Source organism: Variovorax sp. 20P10.2.4, assembly GCF_058244205.1.
The window spans coordinates 1-14369 of the sequence record NZ_JBZAYE010000139.1; the positions used below are offsets into that span (position 1 = coordinate 1).

Consider the following 14369-nt stretch of genomic DNA (forward strand, 5'->3'; position numbering starts at 1 on the left):
GGGCTACGCGGGCCTGGACAACGAGCTGTTCTACATGGACAAGACCATGATGGTGTTCGGCGACGCCAAGAAGGTGGTCGAGGAGATGGGAAAGGCGGTCGAATAGCGCGTGTGGCGTGATCCGCCGCGCTGACAACGGCGTCCTTGCCTTCAAGGGTGATGCCTGTTCATGGATCGTCCTCAAAGCCGGCCTTGGACGAGCAGTTCGCGCGTGCGCTTCAGGGTCGACAACAGCGCGCTGCGGTAACCCTCCGCGCTGTCGAACATCGCCTGCTCGGCTTGTTCCTCGGGGCCGTTCGGCGTCTTGCCGCGCAGCCCGATGTAGCAATAGAAGCGCAGCTGCAACTCACCGGCCTCGTCCTCGAACAACTCGTTGACGATCGCGCCCTCGCGCGGACCGCTCGCCTGGAAGAAGGTGACCTTGCGCTGCGGCTCCAGGGCGATGATCTCGCGCAGGTCGGCGCCGGCGATCGTGGCCTCGCGCACGAAGTGGGTCGCCCCCTGCTCGACGACATCGCAACGCGTGCACAGGCCGGGTGGGAGAAACAGGCGCGCGTCGCGCGCCTTCAGCTCGAGGCCTCTCCAGGCCTGCTCGCGCGTGAGTGGGGTTTCGCCGTGCGGGTTCACGGCGACCGTGGCGGATGAGTAGATCATGACGGTGCGTCCTTGGTTCTTGTTGGTGGATCCGGTGCTCAGGCCGCGGCGGCGAGGCCGGATGCGAAATCGCGGTACGAGCGCAGCGGCCGCCCCAGCAGCGCCACGAGCCTTTGCACGTCGTCGGCCTGCGGGATCATTCCGTCAGACAGGAAGCGTTCGCTCATGAGACGCATGTCGTAGGCCATCCAGCTCGGCATGAAGTTCAGCAGGTTCTTCTCGAAGCCGGCGGTGTCGTCGCCGCCATAGGCGATCGGGCGGTCCAGCACATCCGACCAGATGCCGGCGATGTCGTGGCCGGTCAGCGTGTCGGGCCCGACGAGGTTGATGCGCTCGAGCGCGAGCGGTGCGGACGCCTCGCGCTGCATCAGTTCGATGGCGGCGATCTCCGCGATGTCGCGCGTGTCGATCATCGCCAGGCCCTTGCCGCCGATCGGCATCGGGTAGACGCCGTGCCCGAGCACCACGTCTTTGATCGTCAGGTCGTTCTGCATGAAGTAGGCCGGCCGCAGGATGGTGGCGCGGAAGCCCATTTGCTCGAGCATCCGTTCCACCGCGAACTTGCCCGCGAAATGCGGGACGTTCACGTAGGTGTCGCCGTGGATCACGGACAGGTAGACGACGCGCTCGATCCCCGTCTCGCGCGCCAGGTTGAGCGCGACCAGGGCCTGCGTGAACTCGTCGGGCACGACGCCGTTGAGCAGGAACAGGGTGGAGACGCCCGCCAGGGCGCGGCGCATCGCGTCCACGTCGAGCAGGTCGCCCTGCGCGACCTCTACGCCCGCGGGGAATGCGACTTTCGATGGATCGCGCACGAGTGCTCGCACTGCGGCGCCGCGGTCGGCGAGTTGCTGGACGACCTGGCGGCCGATGTGGCCGCTCGCGCCGGTGATGAGGATGGTCATGGCATGGCTCCGGTTCATTGAAGGAGCCTTGATCTTCCAAGTTCCACTGCTGATCCGATAGCCCGTATATTTGGACACCTCGTCTCATAGTTGGAACACTTCAGAACATGGACTTCCTCGCCCTTGCCGACTTCAACCTCGTGGCGCGCCACGGGGGCTTCGGGCGCGCGGCCCGCGAATCCGGCCGGCCCAAGGCGACGCTGTCGCGCCGGGTCGCGGACCTCGAAAGCGAGCTCGGCCTGCGCCTGCTGGAGCGCGGCGCGCGCACCCTGAAGCTCACCGAGGAAGGCCGTGCCCTCTACGAGCGAACCAGCGTGCTGCTCACCGAAATCGACGAAGCCGCCGCGGAGATCGCGTCGGGCGGTCATGCACCGCGCGGCAGGTTGAGGGTGAGCGCGCCGCTGCTGTTCTCGCAAGCCGCGATGGGCAAGCTCGCCGCGCGATTCGCGCTGAAGCATGGCGAGGTCCGGCTCGAGGTCACGACCGAGGACCGGGCCGTCGACATGGTCGAGGAGGGCTATGACGTGGTGATCCGGGTGAATCCGGACCCCGATGCCCAGCTGGTGGGACGCGTCTTTCTCAGGGACCGGCTCGTGGTGGTCGCGAGCCCGAAGCTCACGCGGCCGGCGGGCAAGGCGCCGGTGCCAGCCGTGCTGCGCGAAGGCGGCACGGGAGAGCAGACCACGACCTGGGAGATGAGCGGTCGATCCGGGACGAAGCGCTTCGCCGTGGAACCCGTGCTGCGCCTGTCCTCGTTGTTCATGGTCCGTGATGCCGCCAGGGCAGGCGTCGGCGCCGCGCGGCTGCCGCTGTCGTTGGTTACGCATGACCTGCGCACGGGAAAGCTGAAGCTGTGGGGCGATGTCGAGGGACCCGGGATCGAGCTGTGGGCGCTGTATCCGTCTCGCCGGCTCTTGAGCGCGCGCGTGTCGGCGTTCCTGGATTTCCTCAAGGAGGCATTTCCTTCGGGATCACCCGAGGAGCTGGCGGCCTTCATCGACTGAAGCCATGGCCGCTCGGTCGCCCTGCAGGGTTCGACCGCTCATTCACAGCTAAGAAAACTACGAAGGAAACCTTTGTAGTTTTCCTTTGCGTCGAATAGCATTGCGCCATGAACAAGTCAGCCGGCGCCCCTCACGATCTACGGGCGCACGCGCTGGCCGCGGAACTGCGCATGCTGATGGCCAAGCTCAACCGGCGACTGCGCGAGCAGTCGCATGCCGGCGATCTCACGGGTTCCCAGAAGACCGTGCTGCTGCATCTCGAGCGCGAAGGTCCGGCCACGGTGACGACCCTTGCTCGTACGGTGGGTGTGCGTCCTCAATCCATGGGCGCGACCGTGGCCACGCTGCAAGGGGCGGGACTTGTGAGCGGCGAGCCCGACCCGGCCGATGGGCGCCAGACCATCTGGTCGGTCACGCCGGTCTTTCGCAAATGGATCAAGGACGCCCGCGCCGCGCGCGAGGACTGGCTGTTCCAGGTCATCCAGACCAGGCTCGCCCCGCGCGAGCAGGAAGCGCTCGCGGCGTCCATCGAACTCCTCAAACGTCTCGCCGAAGATTGAAAGCGAACCCACCATGCCCGTCACCACCCTCGATCCTCGAACCGCCCTCATCGTCATCGACCTGCAAAAGGGCATCCTCGCGCTGCCCGTCGCGCATGCCACCGGCGAGATCTTGCAGCGCGCCAGTGCCCTGGCGTCTGCCTTCCGCCAACGTGCCCTGCCGGTGGTGCTCGTCAACGTGGCAGGCGGTGCCAAGGGCCGCACTCAGCAGCAGCGCCCCGGCGGTGAACTGCCCGCCGACTGGACCGAGTTGGCCGCCGAACTCGACCGCCAGCCCCAGGACCACCTGGTCACCAAGCACACGTGGGGTGCCTTCACGAACACGGGACTTGAATCGCACCTGAAGGCGCTGGGCGTCACGCAGGTCGTGATCGTCGGCGTGGCCACCAGCATCGGCGTGGAGTCGACCGCACGCCAAGCCTACGAGCTCGGATTCAATGTCACGCTTGGCATCGACGCCATGACAGACATGAACGCCGACGCTCACACCAACAGCATCGCTCGCATCTTTCCGCGCCTGGGTGAGACCGGCACCACGCAGGAAATCATCGACCTGCTCGCTCGGTGAGCAGCAGCACTTTCCGTTCGCTCAGGGGCTACAACTACCGCGTGTGGGCCGGCGGCGCGGCGGTGTCCAACGTGGGCACCTGGATGCAGCGCACCGCGCAGGACTGGATCGTGCTCACGCAGCTCACGCGCCACAACGCCACCGCGGTCGGCATCGTGATGGCGCTGCAGTTCGGCCCGCAATTGCTGCTGCTGCCGCTCACCGGCTGGGCAGCCGACCATCTCGACCGGCGCAAGCTGCTCATGGTCACGCAGGCCACCATGGGCACGTTGGCGCTGGGGCTGGGTCTGCTGACACTCACCGGCCTCGTGCAGCTGTGGCACGTGTACGTGTTCGCGCTGCTGCTCGGGTGCGTGGCTGCCTTCGATGCACCGGCGCGCCAGACCTTCGTGTCGGAACTGGTCACCGAGATCGACCTGCAGAATGCAGTGGCGCTGAACTCCACGTCATTCAATGCCGCGCGCATGATCGGCCCGGCGGTCGCTGGCACGCTCATCGCCGCGGTCGGTACGGGCTGGGTCTTCGTGATCAACGCGGCTTCCTACGTGGCCGTGATCGGCGCGATGAAGATGCTGCGCGTGCATGAGCTCTATCTGCGCCAGCGCGCGGTGCGTACCCGCGGCAGTTTTCTCGAGGGCTTTCGCTACGTTTGGCGCCGCCCTGACCTGAAGGCCGTGCTGTTCATGCTCTTCCTGATCGGCACCTTCGGCCTGAACTTTCCGATCTTCATCTCCACGATGTCGGTCACCGTCTTTCATGCGGGCGCCCACCAGTACGGCCTGCTGTCTTCGATCATGGCCATCGGTTCCGTCGCGGGCGCGCTGCTTGCCGCGCGGCGCGACAAGCCGCGCATGGGCGTGCTCGTGGTGGGTGCATCCCTTTTCGGCGTGGGCTGCGCGCTGGCCGCGCTGATGCCCGGCTATTGGCTCTTCGGCATGACGCTGATCGTGGTGGGTGTGGCCGCGCAAACCTTCACCACCACGGTCAACAGCTGGGTGCAGCTGTCGACCGAGCCCGCCATGCGCGGGCGCGTGTTGGCGATCCTGCTGGCGATCCTGCTCGGTTGCACGCCGATGGGTGCGCCCCTGGTCGGCTGGGTGGCCGACGCGTTCGGGGCACGCTGGGCGATGGGTGTGGCGGCGCTGTCGGGCCTGGCCGCGGCCATCGTCGGGTGGCGCTACCTGTCGACTTACGGCCGGCTGTCGCCGGCGGGCGCTTCACAGGCAAAACCGGGGTCATGGGACGGGTGAAAACGGCTGGCGCTGATGCGCGGAGACACTCGACACTCGATGGCCGCGCTACCAGCTGTACCCGCCGGTCACATAGACACTGCGACGCTCGCCGTAGTAGCAGCCCGTCGACGACAGGCAGGTCGCCACATAGGTCTTGTCCGCCAGGTTGGACACGTTCAGCGCCAGGCGCAGGCCCTTGAGTGCCGGACGCCAGCGCCCGAGGTCCCACCGCAGGGCCGCATCCATGAGGGTCACACCGGGCACGCGGAACTGGTTCGCGGCATCGCCGTAGGTGGTGCTGATGCGGCGCACGCCCGCGCCCAGCGACAGCCCGGGCGCGATGTCCATCGGAAAGGCGTAGTCCAGCCACAGTGCCGCCTGGTGCTCGGGCACATAGGGGAAGCGCTTGCCCAGGGTGCTGGCGCCCGACGCGTTGGCGTTGGCACGCGTGACCCGGCTGTCGGTGTAGGCATAGGAGGCGATCACATCCAGGCCGCGCGCCAGCGGTGCCTTGGCTTCCAGCTCGAGGCCGCGCACACGCACCTCGCCGGTCTGCTCGCTGAACGATCGGCTCAGTGGATCCGGCGTCAGCACATTGCGTTGCGTCAGCTCATAGACGGCTGCGGTCACCATGGTTTTGGATCCGGCCGGTTGGTACTTCAGACCGGCCTCGATCTGCCGGCCCGTGGTGGGCTCGAAGGGGTTGCCCTGCCGGTCGGTGCCGGCGGCCGGCTGGAACGAGGTGCTGTAGCTCAGGTAGGGCGCGAAGCCACTGTCGAAGTTGTACATGAGCGCGGCGCGCCCGGTGAACTTGTCGTCGTGCTGGTCGACGCGTGCCATGCGCGCCGTCGCGGTCGTCAGCGTGCGGGTGTCGGTGTCGGCCTTGTCGTAGCGGCCGGCCAGCACGAGGCTCCAGCGGTCCAGGTGGATCTGGTCCTGCAGGTAGAAGCCGGTCTGGCGACGCTTCTGGTCGATATGGGTCGCGACGCTCGGCACGCTGCCGGAATCGGTGCCGAAGACCGGGAGGTAGGCGTTGAAGGGGCGCGTGATGATGCGCAGGTTGGTCTCGTCGAACGCGGACTTCTCATTGGAGAAGTCCACGCCGGCGAGCAGCGTGTGCCGCAATGTGCCGGTGGCAAAGTCCGCCTGCAGCTGCGTGTCGGCGGTCAGCAGGCTCGCTTCCTCGGGAAAGGCCCAGGCGTAGCGCAGCAGCGAGGACGGGTTGCAGGCCGCCAGGCAGACGGCCTGAATGCGTTGGGTGTACGCGTCGACCTTGCCGTAGCGCAGGTTCTGGCGCACCGTGAAGGTGTCGTTGAAGCGGTGTTCGAATTCATAGCCCACGAAGCGCTGCCGGTTGCTGAAGCGGTCGTAGCTTGGCTCGCCGACGAAGGTGCGCGTGGGCAGAGCTGCGTAGCGACTGGTGTCGAGGGTGCCCGCGGCGGGCAGTGCCGGCGCGCCGCCGCCGCCGGGAGAGTCGAGCGACTGCCACTGGCCGAGCACCGTGAGGCGTGTTGCGCTGGAAGGGCGGAAGGTCAGCGACGGGGCGAAGTAGGTCTTGCGTTCGGAAACGTGGTCGTAGGACGTGTCGGCCTCCCGGTGCAGCGCGACCAGCCGGTAGCTCCAGACGCCATCGGCATCGAGGGCGCCGCCGAGATCGAGCGCCGCCTGGCGCCGGTTGTGACTGCCGAACTGCAGCTCGACCTCGCGCACCGGCTCGAGGGTCGGGCGCTTGCTGACCATGTTCACCAGCCCGCCGGGCGTCGCCTGCCCGTAGAGCACCGACGATGGGCCCTTGACGACTTCGACGCGTTCCAGTCCCCACGGCTCGATGCGCGGCTGCGAGTAGCCGCGTGCGCCGAAAGGCAGTCGCAGGTTGTCCAGGTAGCGCGCGGGCGGCGTGAAGCCCCGCAACGTGAGCCAGTCCAGGCGCAGGTCGGTGTTGCCGTATTGAGCGACGATGCCCGGCGTGTAGCGAAGGCTCTCGACCAGCGTGGTCGCGCCCTGCGCGTCCATCTGGTCGCGCGTCACGACGGACACCGACTGGGGCGTCTCCATCAGGGGCGTGTCGGTCTTGGTGCCCGAGACGCTGCGCCGTGCGATGAAGCCGGACACCGGGCCGGTGCCGGTCTCCCGGCTCGCTTGGGGCTCCACGACGATCGCCGGCAGCGACCCGGCCGATGGCTGACCCGCTGCCGACGGGCTGGCGGGGCGCGATGCATCGCGCTGCAGGGAGTAGATGTTGTCGCCCGTGCGAGTCGCCCGCAGGCCGCTGCCCTGGAGGGCCGTTGCGAGCGCTTCCTGCAGGGTGAAGCGTCCGCGCAGGCCGGGGCTGTCGAGCCCGGCGGTGAGGGACGCATCGACCGACAGCAGGATGCCCGACTGGCTCGCGAGCTGCGTGAGGACGCCGGTCAGCGGGCCGGGCGCGAGGGCGTAGTCGCGCGCGGTCTGCTCCGCGGGCGACTGGGCGAGCGCCGGGTTGGCATGCAGGACGACGGCGGCAGGCAGGATGGCGAGCGCCGTGCCCAGCGCGCGCGCGGCGAGGGTGGTGCGACGCAGGCGCGAGCGGGGCGGTCGTGCGGGGCGCACGCCATGGAGGGAGGGAATCGAGAGGTCGCGCATGGAGGCTTTGAGCAAATGGAAGGGTTGGTACCTTCCTTGCCACGCGACGGTCGCAAAAGGGGAACCTGCGCCGCGAATCTTTTTTCAGTGGCGGTTGTCGGGGCCCTGCGCGGGCTCGATGGTCACCCACCATGGCAGCACGCGGTTCACCCGTACCGGGAGGGTGGCCTGGAGCGCCGCGAGGATCCGGTCGGTGTCCGCCAGCGGATAGCTGCCCACGATCCGCAGGTCGCGAACGGCCGGGGCGCAGGCGAGGTGGCCGCGCCGGTGGCGAGCCAGCGCATCGATGAAGTCGCCCAGACGCATGTCGTTGGCGACAAGCTGGCCACGCGTCCAGCTGTCGTTTCCCGCGTCCGCGGCCGCCGGTGCTTCGACGCGGTCGACGAACAGCCGGGTCTGTTCATTCGCGCGCAGCGTCAGCGACGGCCCGCCCCGGGCAGGCTGGACGCGCACCGCGCCTTCGAAGACCGTGATGAGTGCCGAGCCGGCGGTGTTGCCGTCGCCCTGCACGGTGAAGCGCGTGCCCAGCGCCGTGAACCGTCCCTGGGCGACCTCGACCACGAGCGGTCGATCCTCCCAGGCCGGGTCGTGTCCTGTGGACACCAGCACTTCGCCGGCATGCAAGAAGATGCGTCGATGGGTGGCAGTGAAGTCGACATCGACCGCCGAAGCGGTGTTGAGCCAGAGCCGGCTGCCGTCCTCCAGCGCGATTTCACGGCGTTCGCCGGTCTGCGTGCGGTACGTTGCCACCCATGCGCGCCAGGGCACTTCGCGTTCGAGCAGCCAGCCGGCCACGCCGGCAACGGGTAGCAAGGCCAGCACGCGCAGCGCGCTGCGTCGGCGGCGCGTGGCCGTGGCCCGCGTGTCTTCGAGGATCTGGCGCGCAGGGAGATGGCGCACGGACGAGAAGTCGCGGGACACGGCCTCGACCTGTTGCCAGGCGGCACGCGCACCGCCATCCTTGCGCAGCCATGCTTCCCAGCGCAGCCGGTCGCCCGCGGTGGCCGACTCGGACTGCAGCAGGGCGAACCAGGTCGCCGCCTGCTGCAGATGTTCGAACGTCGCCCGGGGCTGTTCCGGGTGCGCCGAGACCGCCGTCATGGCTCCTGCGCAAGAAGAAGGCACTGCAACATCGCCTGGGCCATGTACTTCTTGACCATCCGATCCGACACACCGAGCTCGAGTGCGATCTCCGCGTAGGTCCGACCGTCGATCTGCGACAGCAGGAAGGCCTTGCGCGCCTTGTCGCTCAGCGTGTTCAGCATGGCGTCGATCCGGCACAGCATTTCCAGCGCGATCATTCGCTCCTCGGGCGAGGGGGCGAGCAGCTCGGGCTGTGCGGCGACCGCTTCCGCCCAGGCGCGCTCCACGTCGGCGCGGCGCCAGTGGTTGACGATCACACCGTGGGCGAGCGTGCGCAGGAATGCGCGCGGTTCGCGCACCTGCGCCAGCTCGCGCGAGGTGATGAGCCGTACGAAGGTGTCGTGTGCCAGGTCCGCGGCCTGGGAACTCCCGCTCAGCCGGCGCAGGAACCAGCCAAGCAGCCACCCATGGTGCTCGCGGTAGATGCTGTCGATCAGCGCGGGGGCTGGCAGGGGGGCGGGCATGGGAGCACGAAGGCGTGACAAATAAGAATAGTTCTTATTCTAAAGAATTACATCCTCCGCCACGCTGATGCCGTCGTCGAAGCTTGAAAATCAACTAACGGCCTGGCGCGTTAGCGCATCGGGCTCGATCACCGCCGCGCCAGTACCTCTTGCCGCCAATGAGGGGGCTCGAGCACAAGACCGCCCGTGACAGCGGCATCGGCTGCGTAGGCATGTGCGGCGCGGTCCGAAACTTCTGCAAGGCCGGTCAGTGTCTGGAATCCGTTGAAGGCGGCGTAACCAGGAGCCATTTCTTCTCGAACTAAGGCCTGACGAATCGGACAGGCCAGCGTGTTGCCTGGTTGCTTGCCAACCCGTTGAAAGGGCATGAGATGAACAGTTCTAGACACACCCACTGCCTCTGGCAGGTGCACGGGAGCGTAAGCGGATGAAGAACCGACAAGATCAAGCTGCCAACGGGCGACCCACCGTGGTCCGACTCGCCGCGATCGCTCTTTCGGTCGGGGCCGTTGCCTGTGCCTTCGCCTACGCAGCCGGGTGGCTGACCCCCGCGCGCCTGACGCCCGACAAGATCGTGGATTCGCTCGCGCCGCCAACCGGACCGGTCAAGGGCTTCCGGCGCAATCATGCGAAAGGCATTTGCTTCGCTGGAAATTTCGAGGCGAATGGCGCGGCGGTCTCGGTTTCACGAGCGTCGATTTTCAAGGCCGGAACTTATCCGGTCACGGGTCGCTTCAATCTAGCGGGCCCCATTCCGACCATGGCAGATGGCACGGGTCGTGTACGTGGATTGAGTCTTCGGATACAGGCGCCAGACCAGCAGGAGTGGCGCACCGCGATGATCAATGCACCATTCTTTCCGATCGCTACGCCGCAGGAGTTCTATGAACTTCAGCGTGCCAGTGCGAACAAGGATGACCCCGGCGCAGTCAAACAGTTTGCAGCCAGCCATCCCTCGCTTCGCGAGTTCGGCGCATGGGCGGGCAGTGCGCCCTATGCCGAATCCTACGCGGAGGATCGCTTCAACAGCCTCAACAGTTTCGTACTGACCAATGCACAGGGTCAGAGCCAGACCGTTCGCTGGTCATTCATTCCGACCGCCGCCATGGTTCCGGTGCCTTCGGAGGATTTGAAGAAGCGCGATCCCGATTTTCTCTTCAAGGAAATCACCCAACGGGTCGCGGACGCCCCGCAGAAGTGGAGGCTGGTACTGACGCTCGCCAATCCGGGCGATTCCACCGCCGATCCCACCAAAGTTTGGCCAGAGGACCGCCGGCAGATAGAAGCGGGCACGCTCGTGGTGACCCGGATCGAAGCCGAAGCCAACGGACCATGCCGCGACATCAACTTCGATCCCACGGTCCTGCCAGAGGGAATGCAGACCTCCGACGATCCGTTCCCCGCGGCGCGCTCGGCCGCCTATGCGGTGTCCTATGACCGTCGCACCTCGGAGTCGAAACACTACCCTCGCGTTCGAGCCGAAGGCAAGCCATGAGCCATCAAAGCATGAAGTTCTCGAAGCTGCAGCGCGTGCTCCATTGGGTCATGGCGATCGGCATCCTCGCGATGTTGTTCATCGGGGTCGGCATGATGTCCACGATCGATCGCGCTTACCTGGTGCTGGTAGGCATCCACAAGCAGCTCGGCATTGCGATACTTGTCCTGGCGCTGCTGCGTCTCATCGTGCGCTGGCGCAGCGGGGCGCCAGCGCTGCCTGCCAGCATGAGCGAGCCCATGAAGCTTGCGGCAAGGTTGTCGCATGTAGCGTTCTATGCGCTGATGATCGCGATGCCCTTGCTGGGGTGGTCCATGTTGTCGGCTGCGGACTATCCCGTGACCTTGGCCGGGATGCGGCTGCCCTCCATCGTCCCGCCCAATGCCGAGTTGCACAGCATCCTGTGGAGCGCCCATCGCTTCCTCGCGTTCTGCCTGTTCGCATTGTTCTTGCTGCACTTCGCTGCTGCGCTTCTCCATGCCTGGGTCCGAAGGGATGGCGTGTTCGAGACCATGACCTTTGGTCGCCGAGGCGGTCGCTGATTCATTCGGCCGGCGTGCGTTCCTCGGGACCCATGCGGCGATGCCGCATGTCTGCGGATCACCTGCGAGATAGAGCACCCGACGCTGACTAGTTGGGTGCAGGCCGGGGAGCGACACCGATTCCCGACCTCGAAGCGACAACGGAGAAGATGGCCGCAAGGGTCAGACTCGCGCCAATGCAAAGCATGGCGGCAACCAGTGCTTTGGCCATGGAGCTCGCGCTGGGCGAAGTGCCTGCGACAGTGAAGAAGACGCCGCCGATGACTGCGACGCCGAGGGCGGCGCTGATCTGCAAGGCCGAGTTCGTGATGCCGGCAATCATTCCGGAGCCGCTCACCGGTGCACGATCGATGACCGAGCGCACGAGGGTAGGCAGTGCCCAGCCCTGCCCGAAACCCAGAAGTCCCACCGCAACGATGAGCGGAAGCTGGGCCGGCATTCGTGCGGGGGCGCCGGCAACCAGCGCCGCGAGGTACAGGCATCCGGCCACCTCGAGCAGCATGCCAATGGCGGGAACCCACCTGCCGAAGAGACGGACGGCAAACGGTGTCGTCAAAGGACCGATGAAGAAGCCGACGCCGAACGGCAGGAACACCAGTCCCGTTGCCAGGGGATCCAGACCCAGTGCCGACTGGAGGTAGACGGAGAACACCAGAAAGAAGGCAGAGACGACGTAGAAGAAGAGAACCCCGGCCAGGCCGCTCATCAATCCAGGCATGCGGACCAGGTCGATGCTGACGAGCGGGACGCCGCCTCGTCGAAAGAATGCCTTTTCATACCGCCAGAAGCTGAATGCAGCGACGGGTGTTGCGATGAGCATGGCGCATGCCCACCATGGCCATCCCCTTTCGCGCCCCTCCACCAGGGGCACGATCAGCAGGCTCAGCGTGAGCGCGCAGAGCAGGACACCGCCCCAATCGATGGGCGCGGGGCTATCGCCACGGACGTCTGGCAGCAAGGGCAAGCCTCCGATCAGGACCGCAGCCACCACGGGCAGATTGATCAGGAAGATGATTCGCCACTGAAGGTGAAAGATGTCTGCGGAGATCAAGGCGCCGCCCAGTGCTTGCGCGATCACTGCTGCCAGCCCTACGGTGGCGCCATAGAGACCCAGGGCGCGCGAGCGCTCCCGCACGGGAAACAGGGCATGAACGGAGGCCAGCCCTTGGGGGGCCATGGCGGCTGCGCTGAGACCCTGGAGTATGCGTCCCACGATCAGCATCGAAGGCGAGGTGGCGAGGCCGCACAGCAAGGAGGTGAGTCCGAAGCCGCTGATGCCCAGCAGGAACATTCGCCGTCGGCCGAAGAGGTCGCCGAGCCGCCCACCGGTGATGAGGAAGACCGCGTAGGCCGCCGCATATCCGGAGATCACCAGTTGCAATTCAGCAGCGCTCGTACCGAGGTTGCCCTGAATGGACGGCAGCGCGACATTGACGATGAAGAAGTCGAGCGGAGGCAGAAACGCTCCCACCAGCAACACCGCGAATGCGAGCCACCGACGCGAATCTGAAGTTGTTTCTTGCATGATTCCGATTGCGGCGGTTCTGTTTCAGACGGGACGACCGAAGCGTTCCGTGCCCATGATGGGAGCCCAGTTCTGCAAGGGCGTGGCGAAATGCATCTCGAAGATGCGCTGCTGGAAGGCCCAGCGCCCGTCCCTTCGCTGGTAGATGTCCTTGTACTGGCCACTCACTTGCAGCGGGCCCTTTTCGACGTCGTAGAAGAGGCAATCCGCCGCAACCAGGCCATGACCGTTGTCGCCGTCGAGCGTGATGATCGAATTCGCCATCCAGTGATGCATGTGCGGCATGCGTTTCATGTTGACGCGCGCTTGCGCCAGGATCGCATCGAGTCCTTCCGCGTTTCCATTGGCGCCAAGGAGCAGCCGCGAGTCGGGGTGCCAGAGGGTTGCCAGCAGCGCTTCATTCATCGTGTCGAATGCTTCTGCGTAGTTGGCGATCAGGGCATCGATGGCGAAGCGGCTTTCGATGGCGTCGAGGCGAGCTTCAAGTTCTTTTGACATGTGGGGTTCTCCGTGAGTGAGCGGTGCGAACGCTCTGCGAGCGCACCAAAAAATGTACCAAGTGGTACAGAAATGGGTAAAAAAAGAGCGCGACTTGAGCTACCAGGGGCGTGGAGCCCGCTCCATGCGCGAGCGCCTGGTGTCCAAGTGCACTTTTCGATCGCATCGATTTAAATATCGATCGGTATAAATATATGGCGACGCCCGAAGACTGTCAACGACACGGTTCGACACGTCGATTTGCCAGCCGGGACAGCAGGTCTTTGCTTGTCGATATATTGTGTATCGACTAGTATGTAATTTTGAACCTGCGGAGATCTTCATGGCTCAGCGAGGCCGACCACGCGCATTCGACCGCGATGCAGCCCTTACCTCGGCCATGCACCTGTTCTGGGAGCATGGCTTCGAATCGACCTCGCTGTCGCAACTGAAGGCGGCGATGGGCAGCGGAATCTCCGCACCCAGCTTCTACGCGGCCTTCGAGTCCAAGGAAGCCCTGTACAAGGAGGCGCTGGATCGATACATGGAGATCTATGGCCACTTGACCAGAAGCCTCCACGATCCTTCGCTGGAGCCGCGAGAAGCGGTGTTCCTCGCACTGAAGCGCTCGGCAAAGATGCAGTGGGAGGGTGGGCATCCCAAGGGTTGCATGGTCGCGTTGGGCGTGATGGGTGCCTGCTCGTCGGGCAGCGAAACCATCACTGCGTTGCTTCGAGATGTGCGCGGTCGCACCCGTGCCGGGTTCCGTGCCTGCGTCGAGCGGGCCATCAAGAGCGGGGAACTGCGCAAGTCCACGAACCCGGCTTCCATGGCCGCCGCGTTCGACAGTTTCTTCCTGGGTCTCTCCGTCCTGGCCCGCGACCGTGTGCGGCTCGCGGTCATCGAGGAATCCGTCGTCGAAGCCATGGGCATCTGGGATGCCGCGCTGGATCGACCCACTCGCTCAGGCTGATTTTTGGTCGACTGGCTGGGCGGCCACGCCGACGATGCGGCCTTCGTGCCGGGCAAGGCCGGCGACTGAGGCGCGGCGCGCATTCACCCGTTTTCCGTAGTGGGCGCGGCGCTCGCGCTCACCTATAAGCGGGAGCATGAGGACGAGGATCACGACACTGGCCGCCGCGAGCGCGGCCTGCGCAATGCTGCTGCTGGCAGGTTGCGCT

At 65.9% G+C, this 14369-nt stretch carries 16 protein-coding genes; 8 read left to right on the forward strand and 8 right to left on the reverse strand.

Annotated elements, in window-relative coordinates; genetic code table 11:
- Positions 1-106, forward strand: a 106-nt coding sequence (locus AC27VN_RS15615) for an NAD(P)(+) transhydrogenase (Re/Si-specific) subunit beta (protein WP_490877120.1), incomplete at its 5' end; no start/stop codon positions are given.
- Between the two features lie 74 nt (positions 107-180).
- Here AC27VN_RS15615 and AC27VN_RS15620 read toward each other — a convergent pair.
- Both AC27VN_RS15620 and AC27VN_RS15625 read right to left on the reverse strand, forming a co-directional pair.
- A complete protein-coding gene (locus AC27VN_RS15620; protein WP_490877105.1) occupies positions 181-654 on the reverse strand; it encodes an AtaL-like protein in 474 nt (157 codons plus the stop codon).
- Positions 655-692: 38 nt separating this feature from the next.
- Positions 693-1559, reverse strand: coding sequence for an SDR family oxidoreductase (locus AC27VN_RS15625; RefSeq protein ID WP_490877106.1), 867 nt, complete (start codon positions 1557-1559; stop codon positions 693-695).
- 107 nt (positions 1560-1666) lie between these two features.
- Here AC27VN_RS15625 and AC27VN_RS15630 point away from each other — a divergent pair, with 107 nt between their 5' ends.
- From AC27VN_RS15630 to AC27VN_RS15645, 4 genes are all read left to right on the forward strand, one after another.
- Positions 1667-2563 carry a LysR family transcriptional regulator gene (locus AC27VN_RS15630; protein ID WP_490877107.1) on the forward strand — a complete coding sequence of 299 codons (897 nt, stop codon included), beginning with the start codon at positions 1667-1669 and terminating at the stop codon, positions 2561-2563.
- 107 nt (positions 2564-2670) lie between these two features.
- Complete coding sequence (locus tag AC27VN_RS15635) at positions 2671-3123, forward strand: MarR family winged helix-turn-helix transcriptional regulator (protein ID WP_490877108.1); 453 nt, start codon at positions 2671-2673, stop codon at positions 3121-3123.
- A 13-nt stretch (positions 3124-3136) separates the two neighbouring features.
- Positions 3137-3691, forward strand: coding sequence for an isochorismatase family protein (locus tag AC27VN_RS15640; protein ID WP_490877109.1), 555 nt, complete (start codon positions 3137-3139; stop codon positions 3689-3691).
- Complete coding sequence (locus AC27VN_RS15645) at positions 3688-4941, forward strand: MFS transporter (protein ID WP_490877110.1); 1254 nt, start codon at positions 3688-3690, stop codon at positions 4939-4941. Before AC27VN_RS15640 ends, AC27VN_RS15645 begins: the two co-directional genes overlap by 4 nt.
- 48 nt (positions 4942-4989) lie before the next feature.
- On the opposite strand, the gene AC27VN_RS15650 is transcribed toward AC27VN_RS15645, so the two are convergent.
- The 3 genes from AC27VN_RS15650 to AC27VN_RS15660 form a co-directional block, all read right to left on the reverse strand.
- Positions 4990-7542, reverse strand: coding sequence for a TonB-dependent siderophore receptor (locus AC27VN_RS15650; protein ID WP_490877111.1), 2553 nt, complete (start codon positions 7540-7542; stop codon positions 4990-4992).
- Between the two features lie 84 nt (positions 7543-7626).
- Positions 7627-8643, reverse strand: a complete 1017-nt coding sequence (locus tag AC27VN_RS15655) for a FecR domain-containing protein (RefSeq protein WP_490877112.1) — start codon at positions 8641-8643, stop codon at positions 7627-7629.
- A complete protein-coding gene (locus tag AC27VN_RS15660; RefSeq protein ID WP_490877113.1) occupies positions 8640-9149 on the reverse strand; it encodes a sigma-70 family RNA polymerase sigma factor in 510 nt (169 codons plus the stop codon). The genes AC27VN_RS15655 and AC27VN_RS15660 overlap by 4 nt, the downstream gene beginning before the upstream one ends.
- A gap of 427 nt (positions 9150-9576) precedes the next feature.
- On the opposite strand from AC27VN_RS15660, the gene AC27VN_RS15665 reads away from it, so the two are divergent.
- A complete protein-coding gene (locus AC27VN_RS15665; RefSeq protein ID WP_490877114.1) occupies positions 9577-10644 on the forward strand; it encodes a catalase family peroxidase in 1068 nt (355 codons plus the stop codon).
- Positions 10641-11186 (forward strand): cytochrome b, encoded by a 546-nt coding sequence (locus AC27VN_RS15670; protein WP_490877115.1) that lies wholly within the window; start codon positions 10641-10643, stop codon positions 11184-11186. Before AC27VN_RS15665 ends, AC27VN_RS15670 begins: the two co-directional genes overlap by 4 nt.
- Positions 11187-11274: 88 nt before the next feature.
- Here the strand turns inward: AC27VN_RS15670 and AC27VN_RS15675 are convergent, their stop codons facing one another.
- Both AC27VN_RS15675 and AC27VN_RS15680 read right to left on the reverse strand, forming a co-directional pair.
- Positions 11275-12711: an MFS transporter gene (locus AC27VN_RS15675; protein ID WP_490877116.1), complete on the reverse strand. Its 1437-nt coding sequence runs from the start codon at positions 12709-12711 to the stop codon at positions 11275-11277.
- Positions 12712-12735: 24 nt separating this feature from the next.
- Complete coding sequence (locus AC27VN_RS15680) at positions 12736-13209, reverse strand: nuclear transport factor 2 family protein (RefSeq protein WP_490877117.1); 474 nt, start codon at positions 13207-13209, stop codon at positions 12736-12738.
- A gap of 379 nt (positions 13210-13588) precedes the next feature.
- Between AC27VN_RS15680 and AC27VN_RS15685 the strand changes: the two genes are divergently transcribed.
- Positions 13589-14161, forward strand: a complete 573-nt coding sequence (locus AC27VN_RS15685; protein ID WP_490877118.1) for a TetR/AcrR family transcriptional regulator — start codon at positions 13589-13591, stop codon at positions 14159-14161.
- On the opposite strand, the gene AC27VN_RS15690 is transcribed toward AC27VN_RS15685, so the two are convergent.
- A partial coding sequence (locus AC27VN_RS15690) for a hypothetical protein (RefSeq protein ID WP_490877119.1) occupies positions 14153-14369 on the reverse strand: 217 nt, incomplete at its 5' end. The genes AC27VN_RS15685 and AC27VN_RS15690 overlap by 9 nt on opposite strands.

Excerpts from the sequence above, each read along its gene's own strand:
- AC27VN_RS15620 (WP_490877105.1), bottom strand. The coding sequence starts at position 654 with ATGATCTACTCATCCGCCACGGTCGCCGTGAACCCGCACGGCGAAACC.
- AC27VN_RS15625 (WP_490877106.1), bottom strand. The coding sequence starts at position 1,559 with ATGACCATCCTCATCACCGGCGCGAGCGGCCACATCGGCCGCCAGGTC.
- AC27VN_RS15630 (WP_490877107.1), top strand. The coding sequence starts at position 1,667 with ATGGACTTCCTCGCCCTTGCCGACTTCAACCTCGTGGCGCGCCACGGG.
- AC27VN_RS15635 (WP_490877108.1), top strand. The coding sequence starts at position 2,671 with ATGAACAAGTCAGCCGGCGCCCCTCACGATCTACGGGCGCACGCGCTG.
- AC27VN_RS15640 (WP_490877109.1), top strand. The coding sequence starts at position 3,137 with ATGCCCGTCACCACCCTCGATCCTCGAACCGCCCTCATCGTCATCGAC.
- AC27VN_RS15650 (WP_490877111.1), bottom strand. The coding sequence starts at position 7,542 with ATGCGCGACCTCTCGATTCCCTCCCTCCATGGCGTGCGCCCCGCACGA.
- AC27VN_RS15655 (WP_490877112.1), bottom strand. The coding sequence starts at position 8,643 with ATGACGGCGGTCTCGGCGCACCCGGAACAGCCCCGGGCGACGTTCGAA.
- AC27VN_RS15660 (WP_490877113.1), bottom strand. The coding sequence starts at position 9,149 with ATGCCCGCCCCCCTGCCAGCCCCCGCGCTGATCGACAGCATCTACCGC.
- AC27VN_RS15665 (WP_490877114.1), top strand. The coding sequence starts at position 9,577 with ATGAAGAACCGACAAGATCAAGCTGCCAACGGGCGACCCACCGTGGTC.
- AC27VN_RS15670 (WP_490877115.1), top strand. The coding sequence starts at position 10,641 with ATGAGCCATCAAAGCATGAAGTTCTCGAAGCTGCAGCGCGTGCTCCAT.
- AC27VN_RS15675 (WP_490877116.1), bottom strand. The coding sequence starts at position 12,711 with ATGCAAGAAACAACTTCAGATTCGCGTCGGTGGCTCGCATTCGCGGTG.
- AC27VN_RS15680 (WP_490877117.1), bottom strand. The coding sequence starts at position 13,209 with ATGTCAAAAGAACTTGAAGCTCGCCTCGACGCCATCGAAAGCCGCTTC.
- AC27VN_RS15685 (WP_490877118.1), top strand. The coding sequence starts at position 13,589 with ATGCACCTGTTCTGGGAGCATGGCTTCGAATCGACCTCGCTGTCGCAA.